This window comes from Blautia sp. AM23-13AC (assembly GCF_003435675.1).
Lineage (GTDB): Bacteria > Bacillota > Clostridia > Lachnospirales > Lachnospiraceae > Fusicatenibacter > Fusicatenibacter saccharivorans.
The window spans coordinates 40,518-58,299 of the sequence record NZ_QTUL01000013.1; the positions used below are offsets into that span (position 1 = coordinate 40,518).

The 17,782-nt window shown below is 39.9% G+C and carries 15 protein-coding genes; all 15 read right to left on the bottom strand.

The window, feature by feature from the left end:
• Positions 1 to 5: 5 nt before the first annotated feature.
• On the bottom strand, positions 6 to 389 hold the full coding sequence (locus DW642_RS12860; protein WP_117510418.1) for a DUF6262 family protein: 384 nt from the start codon (positions 387 to 389) through the stop codon (positions 6 to 8).
• Positions 376 to 1,872 carry a tyrosine-type recombinase/integrase gene (locus DW642_RS12865; RefSeq protein WP_117510419.1) on the bottom strand — a complete coding sequence of 499 codons (1,497 nt, stop codon included), beginning with the start codon at positions 1,870 to 1,872 and terminating at the stop codon, positions 376 to 378. The genes DW642_RS12860 and DW642_RS12865 overlap by 14 nt, the downstream gene beginning before the upstream one ends.
• Positions 1,865 to 3,610, bottom strand: a complete 1,746-nt coding sequence (locus tag DW642_RS12870; protein WP_117510420.1) for a tyrosine-type recombinase/integrase — start codon at positions 3,608 to 3,610, stop codon at positions 1,865 to 1,867. The genes DW642_RS12865 and DW642_RS12870 overlap by 8 nt, the downstream gene beginning before the upstream one ends.
• Positions 3,611 to 3,622: 12 nt before the next feature.
• Positions 3,623 to 4,738: a tyrosine-type recombinase/integrase gene (locus DW642_RS12875; RefSeq protein ID WP_055172826.1), complete on the bottom strand. Its 1,116-nt coding sequence runs from the start codon at positions 4,736 to 4,738 to the stop codon at positions 3,623 to 3,625.
• Between the two features lie 178 nt (positions 4,739 to 4,916).
• Entirely contained in the window at positions 4,917 to 6,890 is a 1,974-nt protein-coding gene (locus DW642_RS12880) for an ATP-dependent DNA helicase (RefSeq protein ID WP_064786675.1), read from the bottom strand.
• 569 nt (positions 6,891 to 7,459) lie between these two features.
• Positions 7,460 to 8,107: a sigma-70 family RNA polymerase sigma factor gene (locus DW642_RS16330; protein ID WP_049892855.1), complete on the bottom strand. Its 648-nt coding sequence runs from the start codon at positions 8,105 to 8,107 to the stop codon at positions 7,460 to 7,462.
• Between the two features lie 185 nt (positions 8,108 to 8,292).
• Positions 8,293 to 8,994 carry a response regulator transcription factor gene (locus DW642_RS16020; protein WP_009247970.1) on the bottom strand — a complete coding sequence of 234 codons (702 nt, stop codon included), beginning with the start codon at positions 8,992 to 8,994 and terminating at the stop codon, positions 8,293 to 8,295.
• 24 nt (positions 8,995 to 9,018) lie between these two features.
• Positions 9,019 to 9,696: a hypothetical protein gene (locus DW642_RS12895; RefSeq protein WP_226836765.1), complete on the bottom strand. Its 678-nt coding sequence runs from the start codon at positions 9,694 to 9,696 to the stop codon at positions 9,019 to 9,021.
• A gap of 80 nt (positions 9,697 to 9,776) precedes the next feature.
• Positions 9,777 to 9,926: a hypothetical protein gene (locus tag DW642_RS15895; protein ID WP_009247972.1), complete on the bottom strand. Its 150-nt coding sequence runs from the start codon at positions 9,924 to 9,926 to the stop codon at positions 9,777 to 9,779.
• 94 nt (positions 9,927 to 10,020) lie between these two features.
• Positions 10,021 to 11,991 carry an ABC transporter permease gene (locus DW642_RS12900; protein ID WP_117510422.1) on the bottom strand — a complete coding sequence of 657 codons (1,971 nt, stop codon included), beginning with the start codon at positions 11,989 to 11,991 and terminating at the stop codon, positions 10,021 to 10,023.
• Positions 11,981 to 12,748, bottom strand: a complete 768-nt coding sequence (locus DW642_RS12905; protein ID WP_117510423.1) for an ABC transporter ATP-binding protein — start codon at positions 12,746 to 12,748, stop codon at positions 11,981 to 11,983. Before DW642_RS12905 ends, DW642_RS12900 begins: the two co-directional genes overlap by 11 nt.
• 110 nt (positions 12,749 to 12,858) lie before the next feature.
• The gene (locus DW642_RS12910; RefSeq protein WP_117510424.1) at positions 12,859 to 13,872 is read right to left on the bottom strand and encodes a sensor histidine kinase; all 1,014 of its coding nucleotides are present in this window, start codon (positions 13,870 to 13,872) and stop codon (positions 12,859 to 12,861) included.
• The gene (locus DW642_RS12915; protein WP_117510425.1) at positions 13,869 to 14,537 is read right to left on the bottom strand and encodes a response regulator transcription factor; all 669 of its coding nucleotides are present in this window, start codon (positions 14,535 to 14,537) and stop codon (positions 13,869 to 13,871) included. The genes DW642_RS12910 and DW642_RS12915 overlap by 4 nt, the downstream gene beginning before the upstream one ends.
• A gap of 72 nt (positions 14,538 to 14,609) precedes the next feature.
• Positions 14,610 to 16,991: an ABC transporter permease gene (locus tag DW642_RS12920; RefSeq protein ID WP_117510426.1), complete on the bottom strand. Its 2,382-nt coding sequence runs from the start codon at positions 16,989 to 16,991 to the stop codon at positions 14,610 to 14,612.
• Positions 16,992 to 17,002: 11 nt separating this feature from the next.
• The gene (locus tag DW642_RS12925; protein ID WP_009247978.1) at positions 17,003 to 17,668 is read right to left on the bottom strand and encodes an ABC transporter ATP-binding protein; all 666 of its coding nucleotides are present in this window, start codon (positions 17,666 to 17,668) and stop codon (positions 17,003 to 17,005) included.
• Between the last annotated feature and the right edge of the window lie 114 nt (positions 17,669 to 17,782).

Genomic DNA, 17,782 nt, shown 5'->3' on the forward strand with positions numbered 1-17,782 from the left:
CTTCATTAAAAATTCTTGATCAGATTCAAATCTCTTTTATTTAATGCCTTTCGCATTGTTTCACTTTCTTTTCGTAATGTCTCGTTCTCTCTTTTCAGTTTCGCTACCTGTTGCTCCAGCTGCAGGATACGGTTGTCCATTGCCATATCTAAAATCTTTCTTCTCTTATCTACCATGCCAGCCTGTAGCTGCAAGGCACGATCTACTGCCTTTCGCACTTCCGGGTTCTTATAGAAAAATCCTCTGGACAGTCCGGTCTTTTGCATCAGTTTGGGAACGGTCACTTTATCCTCTTCTTCAATCATTTCCTGGATTGCCAGTTTTGCCCGCTGGATTTTCTCCACGCTCTGCTTATGGTTTACTTCCAGCATCTTGTCATATTTGCTCATATTCTTTCCCCCATCCGGCCAGATTCGCCCGGATCATCCGGCTCATCTCTGCCCTGATTTCTCTTGTTTCATCTGCGATGATCTGGAGGCTCATCTTTCGGTAAAATTTCACATTCTTTACGGATGTATGCCCCAGTAGTTTTGCGATGGTCCAGTCATCCAGATGCAGTTCTGTTAAGCGGATACCATATACATGGCGGAACATATGCGTTCCAAATCCGAACAATTCTCCTTTATCGTCCCGCAGGTCTTTTTTCTGAATCAGATCCATCACCTTATTTTGAACGGTATTGTACTGCAGGGGTCTCTTGGTATTTTTCTCATCCACAAAAATGTAAAGTGTATCTCCATACCTTTTCTTGGTATATTCCATTGCTTTTTCAATCAGCAGTTCCAGTTCTGCACTGATAGGCTTCACAAATGTAGTTGTTTTCATCTGCCGGATCTGGATCATAGGATGTCCGTCCTGCCGATACAGGCAGTCTGTCTGCAGGGTAAGGGTATCGGATATCCTTGTTCCTAACATCTGATGAATGACCATGAGTCGCTCAATCTGTTCATCCAGTTCTGCAAGCGCTGCATTAAAACGAATCAGCTCACTGTCTGAATAAGATTTCAATTTAGGCTGCACTTGTTTGGGAAGGTCACTGGTCAGGAATAAACTTTCCAGATGCGAATATCCATATAATTTTCCGATGGTTTCCAGCAGTCCCCGGAGGTTCGTCAGATCTGCCCGGTAATTATTTACGCCCTCCGCTTCCGTTGCAAGGTACGTCAGATATTCTTCCAGCAACTCCCGATTCAGTTCTTCTGCCGAATGGATATCGGGATATGTTTCTTTCAGATATTTGGATAGTCTCCGGATGGCTGTCAGTTCTTTGATAATTGTTGCAATCGCTTCATGATGTAAATGTTCATAAACTGCCTTTTTTGTTTCTTCCCGTAAGTCATCCTGGATAATCGCTGTAAAATTCAAAGTCTGCACATTTTTAATCGGATTCTTTTTATAGGCAATGTCCAGATTCTCTAATGTCCAGATATCTTTCTCAATCTCATCCCGTTCCTCTTTGGCTTCTGTAAATCGATATGCCTTCCGCACATAAGTGATGAGGCTCGATGGCACTGTCTTTTCTTTCCCATATACGCTGATTCCCTGCATGGTCAGTTTCTGCCCATGTTCCAGAAGCCAGCTTCGGATTTTTAGCAGCCATTGTTCCCACTCCAGTTCCTGCAGGCTCTCTGCCCGGATGTGCTTATCCTTTACCATTCTGCAAAATCTCTGATAGATCACTCGTTCCTGTATCATCGTTGCCAATGCACATTGTTGACTTCGTTCCTCAATAAATGAACGGAATTCTTTTTGGAGTCCTTTCGTTGGAAGTAGACCAAAATCAAAACAATGGGATTCTTTTACATTCTTTTTCTGTTTTTCATCTGCTCTTGCATAGCAGTTCAAATCTATTAGATATACTTTTTCATCCATGGAACTCTCCTTTCATCAGTTCCGCCGCAAAGCTGTGGGTTTCTTCCTGGAAGTATGCTTCACTGGCTTTTTCCAGTTTCTTTGGCATATAGTCCACATACTGCCTGGTCATTTCTTCATATTCATGCCCCAAGTAATCTCGTACCGCTTGGATAGAAATACCATTATCATAATAAAGCGTAGCCAGGTTATGGCGGTAATCATGGGATCTGAATATATATTCTCCATCTGCAATCTGATTTTTCTCACAGTATTTCAACATTTGATACCGTAATGTAGCATACTGGAATGCTCCACCTTTTTTGCTTTTAAACAGGTATTCTTCTGGTCCGATCTGATATTTCTTTTTGTACACCTGCACCAGCTTGTACAATGCTTCCGGAATGGGAATCCGCTTATACGTTTTCATTTTCACCTGATATACTTTCAGCCAGTAATCTCCATTCTTCTCTTCATAATCACCACCTGTCAGGGTACATACTTCGCTCCCCCGGATTCCGGTACACCATAAGTGCAAGAACATCAACCGCAGATGTTCCGGAAACTCTGTCAGCTTCGATAAAATTTCCGTATAGATTCTTTCCGGTACACTGCGGTCATGGTGTACATGCATTTCTTTCTGCAGATAATACGTATGCCGGAAGGGAATCTTCTTCAGATATCCTTTGACTACAAGGAAATTGTAAAACTGTAAAATCATAAAGATTCTTCCATTTGCTGTTTTTTCACGGGTATCCTGTCTCTGAACGGATTCCAGATATCTCTGAATCTTCTCTGCCTCCACTTCATAGATCGGCTTTTCCTCTCCATTGAAGTGTGCCAGGAATGTACGAAGTTCCAGCAGCTTGATTCGGATGGTACTGATAGATAAATCTGTGATTCCAAACAGATACCGCAGATATTTTTGCAAAATCTTTTGATTTTCCAGGTTGGTCACCTCTTTAAAGGATACCCATTCCACGGGCTTGCTTGGATTCATTCGTTCTCTGGAAAAATGGAAACGTTCCAAAAACCACACATTCGCATTCCAATGAATTTCCGGTGCCTGTAAAAATAGGATTTTTCTGCTCATCCGCAGGATACCAAACACAGCACTTTTCTTTTCCCCTCTAAAATGTTCTGAGAGTTCCTGCTCAAATTGCTGTTCTTTGGCCAGTGTCATTATCTCAATATCAGCTACTTGTTGCTTCGCACAAAATTGATAGAGCCTTTGCAGTGCCAGCAGTTTCTCTTTTCTGTAACGGCCTTTGTAGGTATGGATCACCTCTTTCAGCACTGTAAAAATCTGCATCTTCAAATTTTGGGGACACTCTAGTGTAAAATCCCATAGCAGTTCCTTTCCATCTTTGCTGGTCAGAAAAGATTCTGCTATCTCAATCTCCGGATAATGGCTAAGGCACATCCACTGTTCCTGATACTCTGTAGTATAGTTTCTTCTCCCTGCCAGTGTCTGCAGTTCTTCTTTCATCCGATGAATCACGATTCCATCAAATCCCCGCAAGCAGGTAATCGGTGCAAGAACGGTTTCGTTCCTTTCCAGATATTCTTCGTAGCGGACCCTTAGGACTGCGTCCATCTCTGAAATATCAGTAATTCCTTCTTCTATCAGGAACTTCTTTATCCGGTTTCGTATGGTTCCATTTACCTCTGTACAGGCATCCACCTGCTCACAGATTTTTTGTTCCAGTACTTCCCGCTCTTCCTGCTGTTCATAAATATGTAATTGATAAGCGGGCATGTTCTTCACCTCCTACAGGAGTTTCTCCACATCATAAAGAGCAGAATGTTTTGCATAATATTGGTCGCTGGCTTCCATAAGCTGGTCATCTACAAGGTTCAGATATTTGATGGTCGTATCGATGTGCTTATGTCCATATGCCTCACTGATCATTTCCAGTGGCCATCCGGCATCCCGCCTCATATTTCCGAAGTATCTCCGTAGCATATGAGGTGTCGTATGGATGCCTGTCTTTTTCTCCATCCGCTCCAGCATCCGGTAAACTGCGTCCACCTGAAGTGCCTTTCCTTTTGTCTCTCCTTCGATGTTTACAAACAGCATCGGCTGGTGTTGCAGAAATTCCCGGTACTTGGACAAATAAAACAGTAAAAACTGGAAAGTGGCATCACTGACTTTGGATCTTCGGTACGCCGCATTCTTCGCCCTTGCCTTGTTCTCATTGTCATCCCGGAAGAATACCCGGATGGTGTGTCTTTCATAATCAATATCTCTGGTATAATCTACCCCTAAAATCTCGCCGATCCGGTATCCGGTCTCTGCCAGCAGCATGATCAGAAGCTGGTCCCTGCAGTTGGTACACTGCTTCAAAAGTTCCAAAATCTCCTGATGCTCTGCCGGACGGACGTTTCGTTCTTCCTCTTTCAGATAGCCATTGAATGACCGGAACCGCAGCTTCCGTTTTACACCGATGGAATCATGGGTGGTAAAACTGTCATAATATAACACTTTCAGCCTTTCCATATCTGATTCCAGCTCTAAAAAACAGAAAAACCTGAACACGTCTTTTAAGTACGCATTGCAGGTTTTATTGCTTGGCAGTTTCTCTTTCTTTTCATGCAAATGGTTTCCGGCTTTCAGCCAGTGGAGAAATCCCACATAATGTTCATACTGTTCCTGGAATTCCAGTTCCGCCACCTGGGACAGTTCCATCTTTTTCTCATCCAGATATTCCAGATAGAACCGGATGGATTTTGCCCTGCGGCCAACGGTATTCGGGGAACGGTTTGCTCGGATCAAATGCGTCAGATACTTGGACGGGAACAGCACCATCTGCCAGCTCTGATGATCCCGGATTAAAAAATATTCCTGTTTTCCTTCCCAGATATGTTCCACTGCATATCGTGCCATTTTGCTCACCGTCCTTTCCTCTAACGCTATACACATTATACCCACTTCATGTTCAAATAGCTATTCATCAATACCAACAATCCCTCCAAAACCGCCCCAAAAACTGTACTAAACTTTTCCCCTAAAAGCGTCTGGAAAATAAGCACAAGCAACAAGGCTGGAAAGAGAATTTTGCCTATTACAAATAATACTCTACACCTTTCCGGCTGCGGATGAAATCCTGTACCTCTTTCAACTCTTCCGCTATCCGGCAGGACGGAAGCGCACACATCACATCTTCGTGATACTTGCCGCCTTTTACCGCCCGAATATCTAAAATAGACACCACACAAGTATCAGTTTCTGTCCGAATGGCTCTCCCAAATCCCTGGCGCAGTTTCTTCTGCATATCCGGCACAATGATAGATTGGATATAGGATTCCAAAGAGTCATACGTCTCCTTCTCTGCTTCACTGATCGGATCTGGTACTGCAAAAGGCAGTTTCACAATAATTAGAGAGGATACCATATCTCCCGGAAAGTCCACCCCTTCCCAACAAGAACCGGCTGCAAACAACACCCCATTTTCCATGGTCTTAAACCGTAAAATTTCTTCCTGGGAGTGTCTCCATACTTCCACCATGGGGAACGGCAAGCTGTCTCTTAAAAGCTGGTACACACTTCCCATCAGTGTATAAGAAGTAAACAGTACCAGCGTATGCCCATAAGTGGAACAGATCAGGGAATGGATATGATTTGCCACCATCACCGCCTCTTCCCGGCTTCCTCTCCTGCAATGATCCAACGTCTTTGGCAGGTATAGCAGACAATTCTTTTCGTAGGAAAAAGGGGACTCTGCCACATATTCCTGCACTCCTGCCCTTCCTTCCAGCCCGGTGATCTGCCGGGTGCGCAAAAAGCCTGCGCCTGCCTTTAGCGTTCCGCTGGTTAAGATGGCAGACACACCTTCTTCCCGATTCCATAACATCTTCCGAAGTAATTCTGGGATTTCCCGGCTGGCTGCACACAAAATGGGAAGCTGTTCTGTATCCAGACGCAGATAGCGGACATAATTCCCATCGCTGCTGCAAAAACACTCCAGCACATCCTTTGCTTCTTCCAGCCGGTTCCGTATCCACTTTGGAACACTTCGCTCCAGCTTTTCTAAAAGAAATTCCAGCATCTCTACGCCTTCCCACAGAGAAACCACACTATTTGTTGTATTACGGAACGTTTCCCGGATTCCTTTTCCAATTCGGTGTTCTGCACCAACAACATGCAATGCGTCATGCATGACTGTCCGCAGGATTTTTGCCTCTTCTTTCTGATGCTCCCGTTCCAGATAATATGCTATTTCCCGGATATCATCCATACACAGGTTTTTTCCAAACATCTGCCTTGCCGCTTCCGGTAACTTATGAGCTTCATCTACAATCAACGTCCGATAATCAGACAATAAAGGCTTGTATCCTTCTGCTCTGTGATATGCATCTGCCAGTAAATAATTATGATTACAGATTTGAATGAACACATCCTGTTTCCTGGATTCTTCCAGATATCTCTGATAGCGGCACATCTGCCTGCCCGGACATTCTCTTGGACAGAATTTCGGCACACAGACCAGCCTTCTGTCAAACCCGCTCAGATTCTTTACGCTATCCATATCGTAATGCTTTCGCAAGGACAGTAATGCTGCTTTTTGAACAGCATTCTTCTGTTTATGGCGGATTGCTTCGATTCGTTGTTCCAGCCTATTGTCACAGACAAAGTGTTCTTTCCCTTTTCGCACCACTGCCCGAAGCGGGGACTGAATGATTCCTTGCTCCAGCAGCACCCTGGACAAAAAGGGAATATATTCTGTTAAAATGGCTTTCTGCAATGCAATGCTGGAGGTGGACACCACCACCGGGCGCTGTTCCAATGGATTTCCTCGCCCTGTCAGCATGGAATACTTCCGCAATAATACACAGGCTACCAGATAGGCATAGGTCTTCCCAATTCCTACCCCTGCATCACACAAGGCAATCTGTTCTCCCAGCAGAGTATCCAGCATTTCATGGCATAGACGGATCTGCTCTTCCCTGACTGCCAGTCCCTGTTCCGGAAATAGCACCCGGAAGATCTTCTCCACTTCCTGATGCGCTCTTTTTTGATATTCAACTTTATAAAACATAGTACTTCTTTCCGCATGGCGTTAATACCACAAGAATACGGCTGTGACATTTTCCCACAGCCGCATGTATCTGATATCAACGACACACTCTTTTTTGATTTCTTATCGTTTCTTCTTTTCTTTGGCACCGTATTTGTCCTCGACTCCCCGGCTGCCACACCACATCTATGGTAGGGAACATTACAGGCGGATGCTTCGCTTGGCACCGCTCGCAGATTTTCTGAAAGTCTTGCTGATTACAACTTAGAGTCCATCCTCTTCCTTATGGGAAGAAATTCGTATCATTATCCCCCTCCGATGCTCCTGGCGAAAGACCTGCGAAAGTCCATTCACAGCTATAAGGAGTCGCTCAGAATGAGAACAGGCACTGACAGTTTTCTCACGAAATGATCCGCCATAGTCTTTGGACAGACCTTTCCATAACAATCCAGCAGTGCTTGTCCCCATCCGTCCTGGCGCTTATGCTGTCACGCTTCTATCTTTGGGAACGTACCTGTAATGCTGGTATGTGGTTGTCAAGGAACTTTAAAAGGAAAAACATCCCTTTACTTATTAGCCAGCAAACTTTCCTATTTTCTTTCTCCCATTTTCAATTTTTTTATTTTTTCTTTTAAACGGTTGATTCTCAGATAAATCGCATTTGGAGTCAATCCCATTTTTTCAGCAATTTGCTCTGTTGGAATATCCAACATCCGGAAAAATACGATCTGCAAAGTCTCTTTATCTGCCGAACGCAATAGATTAAAAAGTGCTTCGTTTTCTATTTCATCTAACAGAGCCTTTACTGTAGTTATGTTTTCCCTATCTGCACTGCACATAGTTGCTAAACTAATTTCTACTACATCTGAATTTGGGAATTGATGCTCATTATAATTCCTTTCCTTTTTGAAATCTTCCCAATCTTGTTCTCGTAACTTAAGAATGATTTCTTCCTGAACTCCCAATTCCCTCATTTTTGATTCCTCAGCTTCCTTCCACTGTTTCCATTTATATTCTTCTTTTGCTTTATTAAAAGCCATTCCTTCTTCCTCCGATCTGAATTTCTTGAAATCAAATCGGAGTGGTGGCGGTGACCTTGCCTTCTCACAGACAGAAGACCGTATAAACCAGAGTTTGCTCCACAAAAAGAAAGATGCCGCAATCCTGTTTTGAATTGCGACACCACCAAACGTTGTATATGAAGTTAGGTTTTTCTCTTTTGTAGCTCTTTCTGGCACATACACTGCTCCTTTATGTCATGGAACGGAGTCCATTCTTTCCATAAAGAAGTAGTATACAAAACTAAGCTGTCATCAGACTGTCAGTTGTCTGTCAAATAACTGTCAGTTTTTCTGTCATTTCTTTTACAATTATAACCAAATCTTACCATAAAAAGCAGGTTCCATTTTCAGAAACCTGCCTTCTATGATTCCTTATAACCTCTTAAACAATATCCAACCTCTTTTACACTGATGATTATATGTTCTGCACTTACATCTACTTTTTTCAATTTCCGTTTCAATCGATGTACCATACAGTAAATAATATTTGCAATATCCCCATGTGGGTACTCCTGCCATACCAGCTGATAGATCTGACTGTATGTATATACTCTTCCCGGTGTAGACGCTAACAGATATAGGAAATCAAACTCCCTTTTTACAACGTGGATTCTTTTATGCTCCCATTCTACTGTTCTTTGAAGTGGAAGGATTTCCAGTTTTCCAACTATGACAGGAACTTCTTCTTTTCTTTCCGATTTCCACTCTGTATAGCGGCGGATCAATGCATATGCCTGCAGGCTGATTTCTTCTGTACACAGTTGCGTCAATACTACATCCGCTCCGGCCTGAATGATCTTATTTCGCATTTCAGAATGATCCGGTAATAAAACAATCACAGGTGTTATCACCATCTTTCGGATGGTTTCTACAAGTTGGCATATGATTTCCGGTTCTTGCTTTACTGCAATTAAAATCAAATGATACGAGAACACTGTCAAATGAGAAAGGGCATCCTGAATATTTTTTGCCTGATAAATCTCTGTCTGCTGTTCCGGTAAAACCAAGCTTTCCCATAGCACTTCTCCTTCATCCGCAATTACTATAATTCTGTTTTTCTTCACACCCCCATCTCTCTGCTTCTCATATTACAATTCCTCCACATGATTTTCCGAATAATGATAAAAAATAGTTTCCAGTTCCTTACAACACCAGAAGAAATATTCACTACACGTTACATGAATGGTTGCCTCATCTGTCATGAGACTCACTTTTTCAAAACATGGTCTGCCATCAACTTTCAGCTCCTGCAATTGATGCTCCATGATCCAATAAATATCTCCACTTCTAAATGGTCTATGAGAAATATAACGGTAAGAAAATCCTTTCTTTCCTGCATTCGAATTTAAGACCTGATGTGCATATTCCTCATACTCTCCAGGAATCACTTCCCATAAGGGAATTACAGCTTCAGCAGTTTCACTTGCCCTTATCACTTTCAATATATCGCGCATAACAAAAGGCGGCATGATGCACATATCTTTGATTTTACTGCGCGAAATGTGTCCTCTTCCATCATTCCCAGACCACTGAATCACTCTATCACAGATTTCATACCCTTCTGAGGATGAACTGAGCAAAATTACATTCATATAAGTTGACATTTCTACTATTAATCTTACGGCGCTTTGAACCTCGTTTTCTTTCATATCTTGAAACAAACTTTGAAATATATATTGTTTTGAGGTATCAGCAACAAGTTTTATCAAAAACAGTATTTTTTTCTCTCCCAATGTTAATTCTTCTATTTGACAATTTTCTTTCATTTTCAAACCAGCAAGTTCCAGCATCGCTTGAATTGAAAGTGGATCATTTTTTAATGTGGGAAGATTAGAAAGATATTCCCTTACCTTTCTATCTCCCCCCCCCAAAAAAAATCAGTAATTTTTGCAAAGTTTTCAATTTTACAATCCAATACAGCGGATAAAAATGAACATTTTTCTGCTTCTTTTTCTGTATCGATCACAATACCAATAACTTCATACTTTCTTTTCATTATAAGAACACCTCTTTTCTATAGCTTAATTGTAAAACACAAATGTCACAGAAATGTCCTAATCTCTAAAAAATATTGTATTTTATTGCGTTTCTCATTTATAAAATTCCTTTTTTAAGACAGCATACTGAAAAACGGAGGTTGTAGCCCAATAATACAGCAAATAAATCCCGCTAAATACTGTCAATGTAACGATTCCATAGGTCAAGAATAGATTTTCCTGCAAAATTGCTTCTCCAAATACTTGATTTGCCCCTACAATCAGAAACATCATTATAATCATCGGAAGAATCGCCGGAATGAAAAACAGAACCCCTACTTCTTTTTTTATAAGGTTTCTTCTTGTTTTTTGTGCCACTCCCATTTTATCCAAAATCTGATAATTACGTCGATTATAGTCTATTTTTGAAAGTTGTTCAAAAGCTAATATTGTAGAAGATAAAATAATAAAAATAATACTTAAATATAAGCCACAAAAAGAAATTGCTGCAAATCCAGTTAAAGAGTTTTCAATGCCCCATGCCTTTACCGTTACGCCCATCGTTACCTGTTCTGGCAAACCTTTTCCATCCTGAAGTACAGGAGTCCATGCATTAGGATCATGTAAAAACTTCTTCAGCGCTTGTTTTAATTCTGGATATCCTCCATTTTCTAATTTCATTACCAAACGAATTTTTTCACCGGAAAGCTGGGTTGCCACTTGATCAGGCACTACCAGAATGTATCCTCTTGTGCCTGCCATTTGATATTGTTCCATCGGTTCTGTATAAATTGCTGTTTCTGCAATTCCGAGAACACTGCCCGCTAACAAAATTTCGCTTGTTTGCTCTAACGCTTTTTGAATTTTCTCTACATAATTCCATGTATCACAATGAATAAAAAATTCATTTGAAGACAGACTTACAGATTTTAATCCAAGCATACAACGTAAATGATTATAATCGGACAACGCTAATGCTTCCACCGGATAAGCATCTGTTGCATAAAGATAATAAATCAGTTCATCTTCTACGCTACATTGCTGCTTCGTAAATTCTATCATTGGCTGTAGGCATTCTTTCGTCAGTGGAGCATCCAGCGCAACACCCGCATCATATGGATAATAAGCCTCCATATTCGCCTTATATCCTGCTCCCGTAGAAAGACCTGCAAACATCGTACTCAGGGATACCGTTAAAAGGATTGCGATGACTGCCATAAGCTTTCCGGCAGAATCTACTTTTCTTCCAATCTGTCCCAAATAAAATAGGTTGATGTCCTTATATCTTCTACGTTTACTTTTATTCAAAAGTCTTAACAGCAATACTGGTAAATTACGATACATTTCGTATATTCCTATTGCTGATAAAATTACAGCGCCAATCATCCAAACGTAGAATACATTTGTTTGAACAGACATTCCCTTTGCCAACAGACAGCCTCCCGTAAGGATACATAATACCGACAGAATAATCAGTGTAATATGAAATCTTACAGAATGCTTCTTTCCATTTTCGTTTTTCTGATGATCATAAAGCATATCTACAATTTTACGTTTACGGATAACCTTTGCTGCACGCAATATTCCGATACCGTACATGAGCATAAAAAGTATAAAAGCTGTTGCAAAAGCCTTTATGGAAAAGGAAATATGATAGGTATGCGGCATCTCAAAAATATGGTTGATAATCTGCACCAACACTCCGGAAAGTCCAATTCCTGAAAAAGTTCCTATAAAGAATGCAGCCATTCCAATCACACCATTTTCAATAAAAAATAGTTTTTGAATATTTGAGGTTTCCATTCCCAGTAATTCATAGGTGGCGAATTCCTTTTTCCTTTGTTCCAGCATAAAGCGTATTGCATAGCTGATTACAAAAGATGCAATCAATGCTACAAGAACGGACATTCCCAATATGCCTGATGTTAGCATGGACATATTTTCAGACATAGAAAGGACGTCTTTTGAAAATCCAAGCGAAAGAAAGGAATACATCATGGCAGCAGTCAGAGTAATGGTAACAAAATAGATTACATAATTTCGTATACTTTTTTTCATATTTTGTATTGCGAGCTTAATATACATCACTTACCCCGCCTCCCATCATGGTAAGAACATTCAGGATTTTATCAAAAAATACCTTACGGGTGTCCCTGCCTTTTAAGATTTCAGTGAAGATTACACCGTCACGTAAAAATAAAATACGATTGGCATAGCTTGCCGAAAATGCATCATGTGTAACCATCAGAATGGTTGCCCCCAGATTCTCATTCATACTCTGCATGGTAGACAGCAGCATCTGAGATGAGTGGCTGTCCAAGGCCCCTGTCGGTTCATCCGCCAAAATCAGCTTCGGGTGATTGATAATTGCTCTGGCACAAGCACATCTCTGCTTCTGTCCACCGGAAACCTGATATGGATATTTATCCAAAATATCAGCAATATTCAGACTTTTCGCAATCTCTTCCACTCTCGGTTCTATTTCCCTGACCGGAATGTGGTTAATCGTCAGAGCCAGAGCAATATTCTCACTAATGGTTAAAGTATCCAGCAGGTTAAAATCTTGAAAAATAAATCCCAGATTTTCTCTCCGAAACTTTGCAATCGCCTTTTCTTTTATCTCAGTTACATCTGTACCATCCAAATAAATATGCCCTGCGCTTACCGTATCTATGGTAGAAATGCAGTTCAGCATCGTTGTTTTTCCTGAGCCTGATGCACCCATAATGCCTAAAAACTCACCTTCCTGCACAGAAAAATCAATATCCTGAATCGCTTTTGTTACATTGCCTTCATTTCCATAAAATTTTTGAATATGGTCTAATTTTAAAATTTCTTTCATGATACTTCACCTCGTCTTTTGATATTATGATTGTAACGGATTTCTGCCTGTGTTTGTATCAAGTTTTCTAACAAAATTCTAACAAAAATGTAAGAAATGCAGGGCTTTTCTTAGCCCTGCACCTGATGAATAAAATGATTGATTTGAAAGGACAGGATCATTGTCGTTCCTGTCTCGCCTGACTGAGCGGCAATTCCAATTCCCAGCTTATCACAAAGTCTTTTGCAAAGATAAAGCCCTATACCGGTTGCATTTTGCCGGATACGTCCATTTTGCCCGGTAAAACCTTTCTCAAAAATACGGGGCAGATCATTTGCACAGATCCCGATTCCATGATCTTCTACAAAAAGAAAAATCTGATCTCCCTGCACCTTGGTATAAAAGTGCAATACGGGATGCTCCCGGCTATATTTTACAGCATTGACAATCAACTGATCCAGAATAAATCGGAGCCATTTGTCATCCGAATAAACCGTCAGTTCACTCTCTTCTGTCTCTAAGGCAACCTGATTCTGCAATAAAAGATACTTGTTATCTGCAATCGCCTGATGCACCACATCAAATAACCGGATTTCCTGAACAGAATAATCCTTTTCCGTATATTCACTACGGGCATAATAAAGCGCCTGTTCTGTAAAGCGATTGGTTTTTTCCAGTTCCCTCATCAGTTCTCTGGTAAAAGGCTCTTTATGATTTTCACACAACAGTTTCATTGCAGTAATCGGTGTTTTGATTTCATGAATCCACTGCTCAATATATTCCCGGTACTCCTGTCTCTCCCTTGCTACTGTTCCAATCTGTTCCAGCATAGATTTGGACGCCATTTTTAAGAGTTGAAAATAAACCTGTTCTTCGGCATGTTCCGGTTCCGGAAGCATCTCTGACAACAAGTATTTTTCTTCCAGTCCTTCTGCCATCTTTACTAATCTATTTAATCTCCTTTTTCGCTGATGATAGGTAAACGTCAGTACACTAGCCAGTAACATCGTCCAGATGATAAGAATCACTGCAATACTATCTACATTATTTCCTACAAAGAACAGAAAAACCGATAACAATACCATACAGACGATATTGATGATGAAAATAGGGATTTTGTCTTTCCAATACTGTTTTCCATTCATAATGTGTACCCCTGACGGTATTTCGTTTTAATAAAGTCTTTAACACCAATCTTTGATAATTTTTCTCTGATACGTCCAATATTTACACTCAATGCATTATCATCTACATAGAGCTGATTGTCCCATAAATATTCAATCAGATCTGCTCTTGTGCAGATAGTTCCGGCATGTTCAAATAGATAGTACATAATCTTCAGTTCATTTTTTGTGAGTTCTGTTTGCTTTCCTTCCGCTTCTATTGTTCCAGTTTCTAAAGATAAAGAAACTCCTTGATAAGTCAGATGTCTGCTTTGTGTATCAGGATAAGCACGTTTCAGCAAGGAAGCAATCTTTGCAAGTAAAATGGCTGTGTGATAGGGCTTTGTAATAAAAGCATCTCCTCCAAGCATAATACTGTTCAATTCATCCATATCCGTATTGCAGCTGGTAACAAAGATAATCGGAGCCTGTGAAAAACTCCGAATGCCAGAACAAATGGTAAACCCATTTTCTTGCGGTAATTTAATATCCAATAAAATCAGATGTGGATTTATTTTTCGCACTTGTTCTGTTACATCAGAAAAATCTTCAATAACAGATGTGTGATATTTATTTCCCTCCAGTACTGTTTGCAGTTCTTTACGGATCACTGGATCATCTTCAATAATTAAAATTTCTGTATTCATAACAATCCTCCTAAACCGCATTATAACATAATACAGCTAAAATTGGAGCAAGTTTCCCTGCTCCAATTCGTTTTATTCCATTGTTTTGATTTGGTCAACAAGAGATTGCTTTTTCAAATTTCCCGTTGTATATGCAATTAATATCAACTGAACAGCCAACAGAACAGCCGAATATATCAATACAACCGGCCATGGGAATGAATAGAAAAAATATGGATTTAATGACCGCATGATCTGAATACATAAAATCCCAAGTCCAACTCCTAAAATCAATGTTACAAGCACAGCAAAGAGTGAATAAATCATGCCCTCATAGCAAAGCATTCTGATGAGTTGTTTTTTGCTTAAACCAATCGCCTGTAACATTCCAATTTCCTGCTTCCGAGACAAAAAATTTGTAATGGTTGTATTTACGAGATTGATCAGCGAAAAACACACAACAATGATAGCTACTATCAGAAATGCACCGAAAACTAGTTGCTGATTTCTATTATAATAATTTACGCTTTCTTCTATGGTATCCATAACCAAATCACTGTTTTTATCTATCAGCTGATTTAATGAAGTTTCAATTGTATCGAATTTATCTTTGTCTGTAATTACGGAAATAGTACCTGTGCAATCCATCCCGGTTCCCTCATTTATAAGTTGTTCCGGGAGAGTAAAACATTTATCGAATCCCGTATAATTATAATCGCTTACTATGCCTTTCACAGTATAAGTTTTCGTCATAATATCACCGGATACATTTTCGTAATCAACTTCTACTGTATCACCTAAAGCAACATCCATTCCATTGAGATCTGCACGTTCTTGTAATAGGATAATTCCATTGTCCGCAATCAATTCATCATAATCAGCGGTTCCTTTTATGAGATTTTTTTCTAAATCAGATTGTTCATCTTGACTAAATCCCTGAATCCAATCTTCAGAAATTCCATTTACACGATATTCTGCGTCCGTATAATACCACCGCTTGATTCCGGTAACACCATCGATAGCTTCGATTGTTTTCACAAAATTTTCATTCAGCATATTTTTTTGTTGTAATTTAGTCAACGAAACTTTTGCAGTATCAAAGGATTGATTAGCATTAAGGTGAATATTAAATTCGCCTTTTGAAAAATCCCTCCCACGCGCTTCTGCAACTCCATCATAGGAAACTAATATCGTTGAAATCAATACAACTAACACGCCTCCAAATGCGAGTGAAAATATGGTTAATATAGATTTTGTTTTTTGCCTAGACAGATTCATTTTAGCAAGTGATGCAGGCGTTATTTTTCGGTACAGCGCCGAACTTTCTTTAGACTTTCCTTTATAATCCGAATATCGAAGAGCCTCCATTGGAGATACTGCGGCAGCTTTTTTTACAGGAGTATGAATAGAGAGCATTACCATTGTAAAAGCAAAGAACCCACACCCAATCGTCACACATAAGGAAGTCAGCCAGTACCAGCCCTCCGGAATCAGAAAATATCCGATTACGTTACCTATAATCAAACCAATGGAAATCCCAACAGCAGCAAGTAACTTCCCTTCTCGGTAAACCATTTTTTTAATCTGCCGTTTCGTTGTTCCAATCGTGCGAAGCTGTCCATAGTTACGTATATTACTTGCAACGGAAATATAAAAAATGGAATAGATCACAATGCCGGAGCCAATAAAAGTTACAAATCCAATCACGAAATAAAATAGCATTTCACTTCCAGAATTTTCACTCTTCACATTAAAATAAGTGGAGCGAACAATCACATTATCATCGGGGATGTGTAATTGTTTTGCAAGAATGTCTGCATATTCCGTAGCATCTTCTTCGCTCATGTTTTGAGCGTCTTTTAATCCAAGGTAATAATCTATAACCGTATTATTTCCATACTGTTGTTTCACTAATTCTTTCGATATAATAGCTGTATATCGTCCAATATCTCCAGTTTCAACATTTAAGATTCCTGTCAACCTGAAATCATGATTCATCCCGTCAGAAAATGGTATTTTAATTGTCTGTCCTAATTCAGTTGAATACCCCAAGCTGTCCAAAAAAGATTCCTGTACTACAATTTCATCTTCCGCAGTTGGTAACTTTCCCGAATAAGGCATACTTTGAGATTTTAGCATATCTGCATTTGCGTAAGTAAAATTTACGGTTGAATGGTTTATTTCTTCCGAAAATGCATTGAAAAATTCTCCAATCCACGCGATCTCTTTTTCTTTATATAATTCCGAACCCTCTTTTTCTGAAATTGCATGATATACAATCTGTGCTGTTTTTTTATTTAGATTTTTTGTTTTCTGTGTAATTCCAAATCCATAAAGGGTAATTGCAGATAATAATGTACTCGCAAGTGCAATCGTAATAATAATAAAGATATTTCTTTTTCGATTTGCTGATATATTCCTGCGAGATATACGCTTTATTATGGTTTTTGTATCATTTTCAAAAGGTAACGTCATACAACTCCCCCCTACCCTACTATTTTTCCATCTTCGATCCTCACAATACGATCAGCAAGCTGCGCAATAGCATTGTTATGTGTAATCATTACTAACGTTTGATCGAACTCTCTACTGGTTCTCTGAAGCAGTCCTAAAACATCCGCACTGGTTTTAGAGTCAAGGTTACCTGTAGGTTCATCGGCCAGCACAATTGCAGGCTTAGCAACCAAGGCTCTTGCAATCGCCACTCTCTGCTGCTGACCACCGGAAAGATTATTGGGCATGCTTTTCAGCTTATCTTCCAATCCCAGCATAGTAACAACTTCATCCATAAATTTCTGATCTACGGTATCTCCATCTAACTCTACCGGAAGGACAATGTTTTCATAAACATTTAAAATCGGAACCAGATTGTAATTTTGAAAGATAAACCCGATATTCCTCCTGCGAAAAATAGTAAGTTGTTCATCATTCATTTTAGCCAGTTCCTTCCCTGCCACAACTACACTTCCTGATGTTGGAGTATCCAATCCTCCCATCATGTGAAGCAACGTGGATTTTCCGGAACCTGAAGTCCCTACTACTGCTACAAATTCTCCCTGCTCAACAGAAAAATTTACACCATCTAAAGCACGAGTTATATTAGGTTCTGTGCCATAATATTTTTTTAAATCCTTTGTCTGTAAAATTATCATAATCACTACTTCCTTTCTTTGTTTGATGAGTATATAGTAACGGTCAAATGTTGCAGAAATGTCCTAAAACTCTGTGAAACTATTTAAAAATGTTTTAATTTGATGTATTTCATT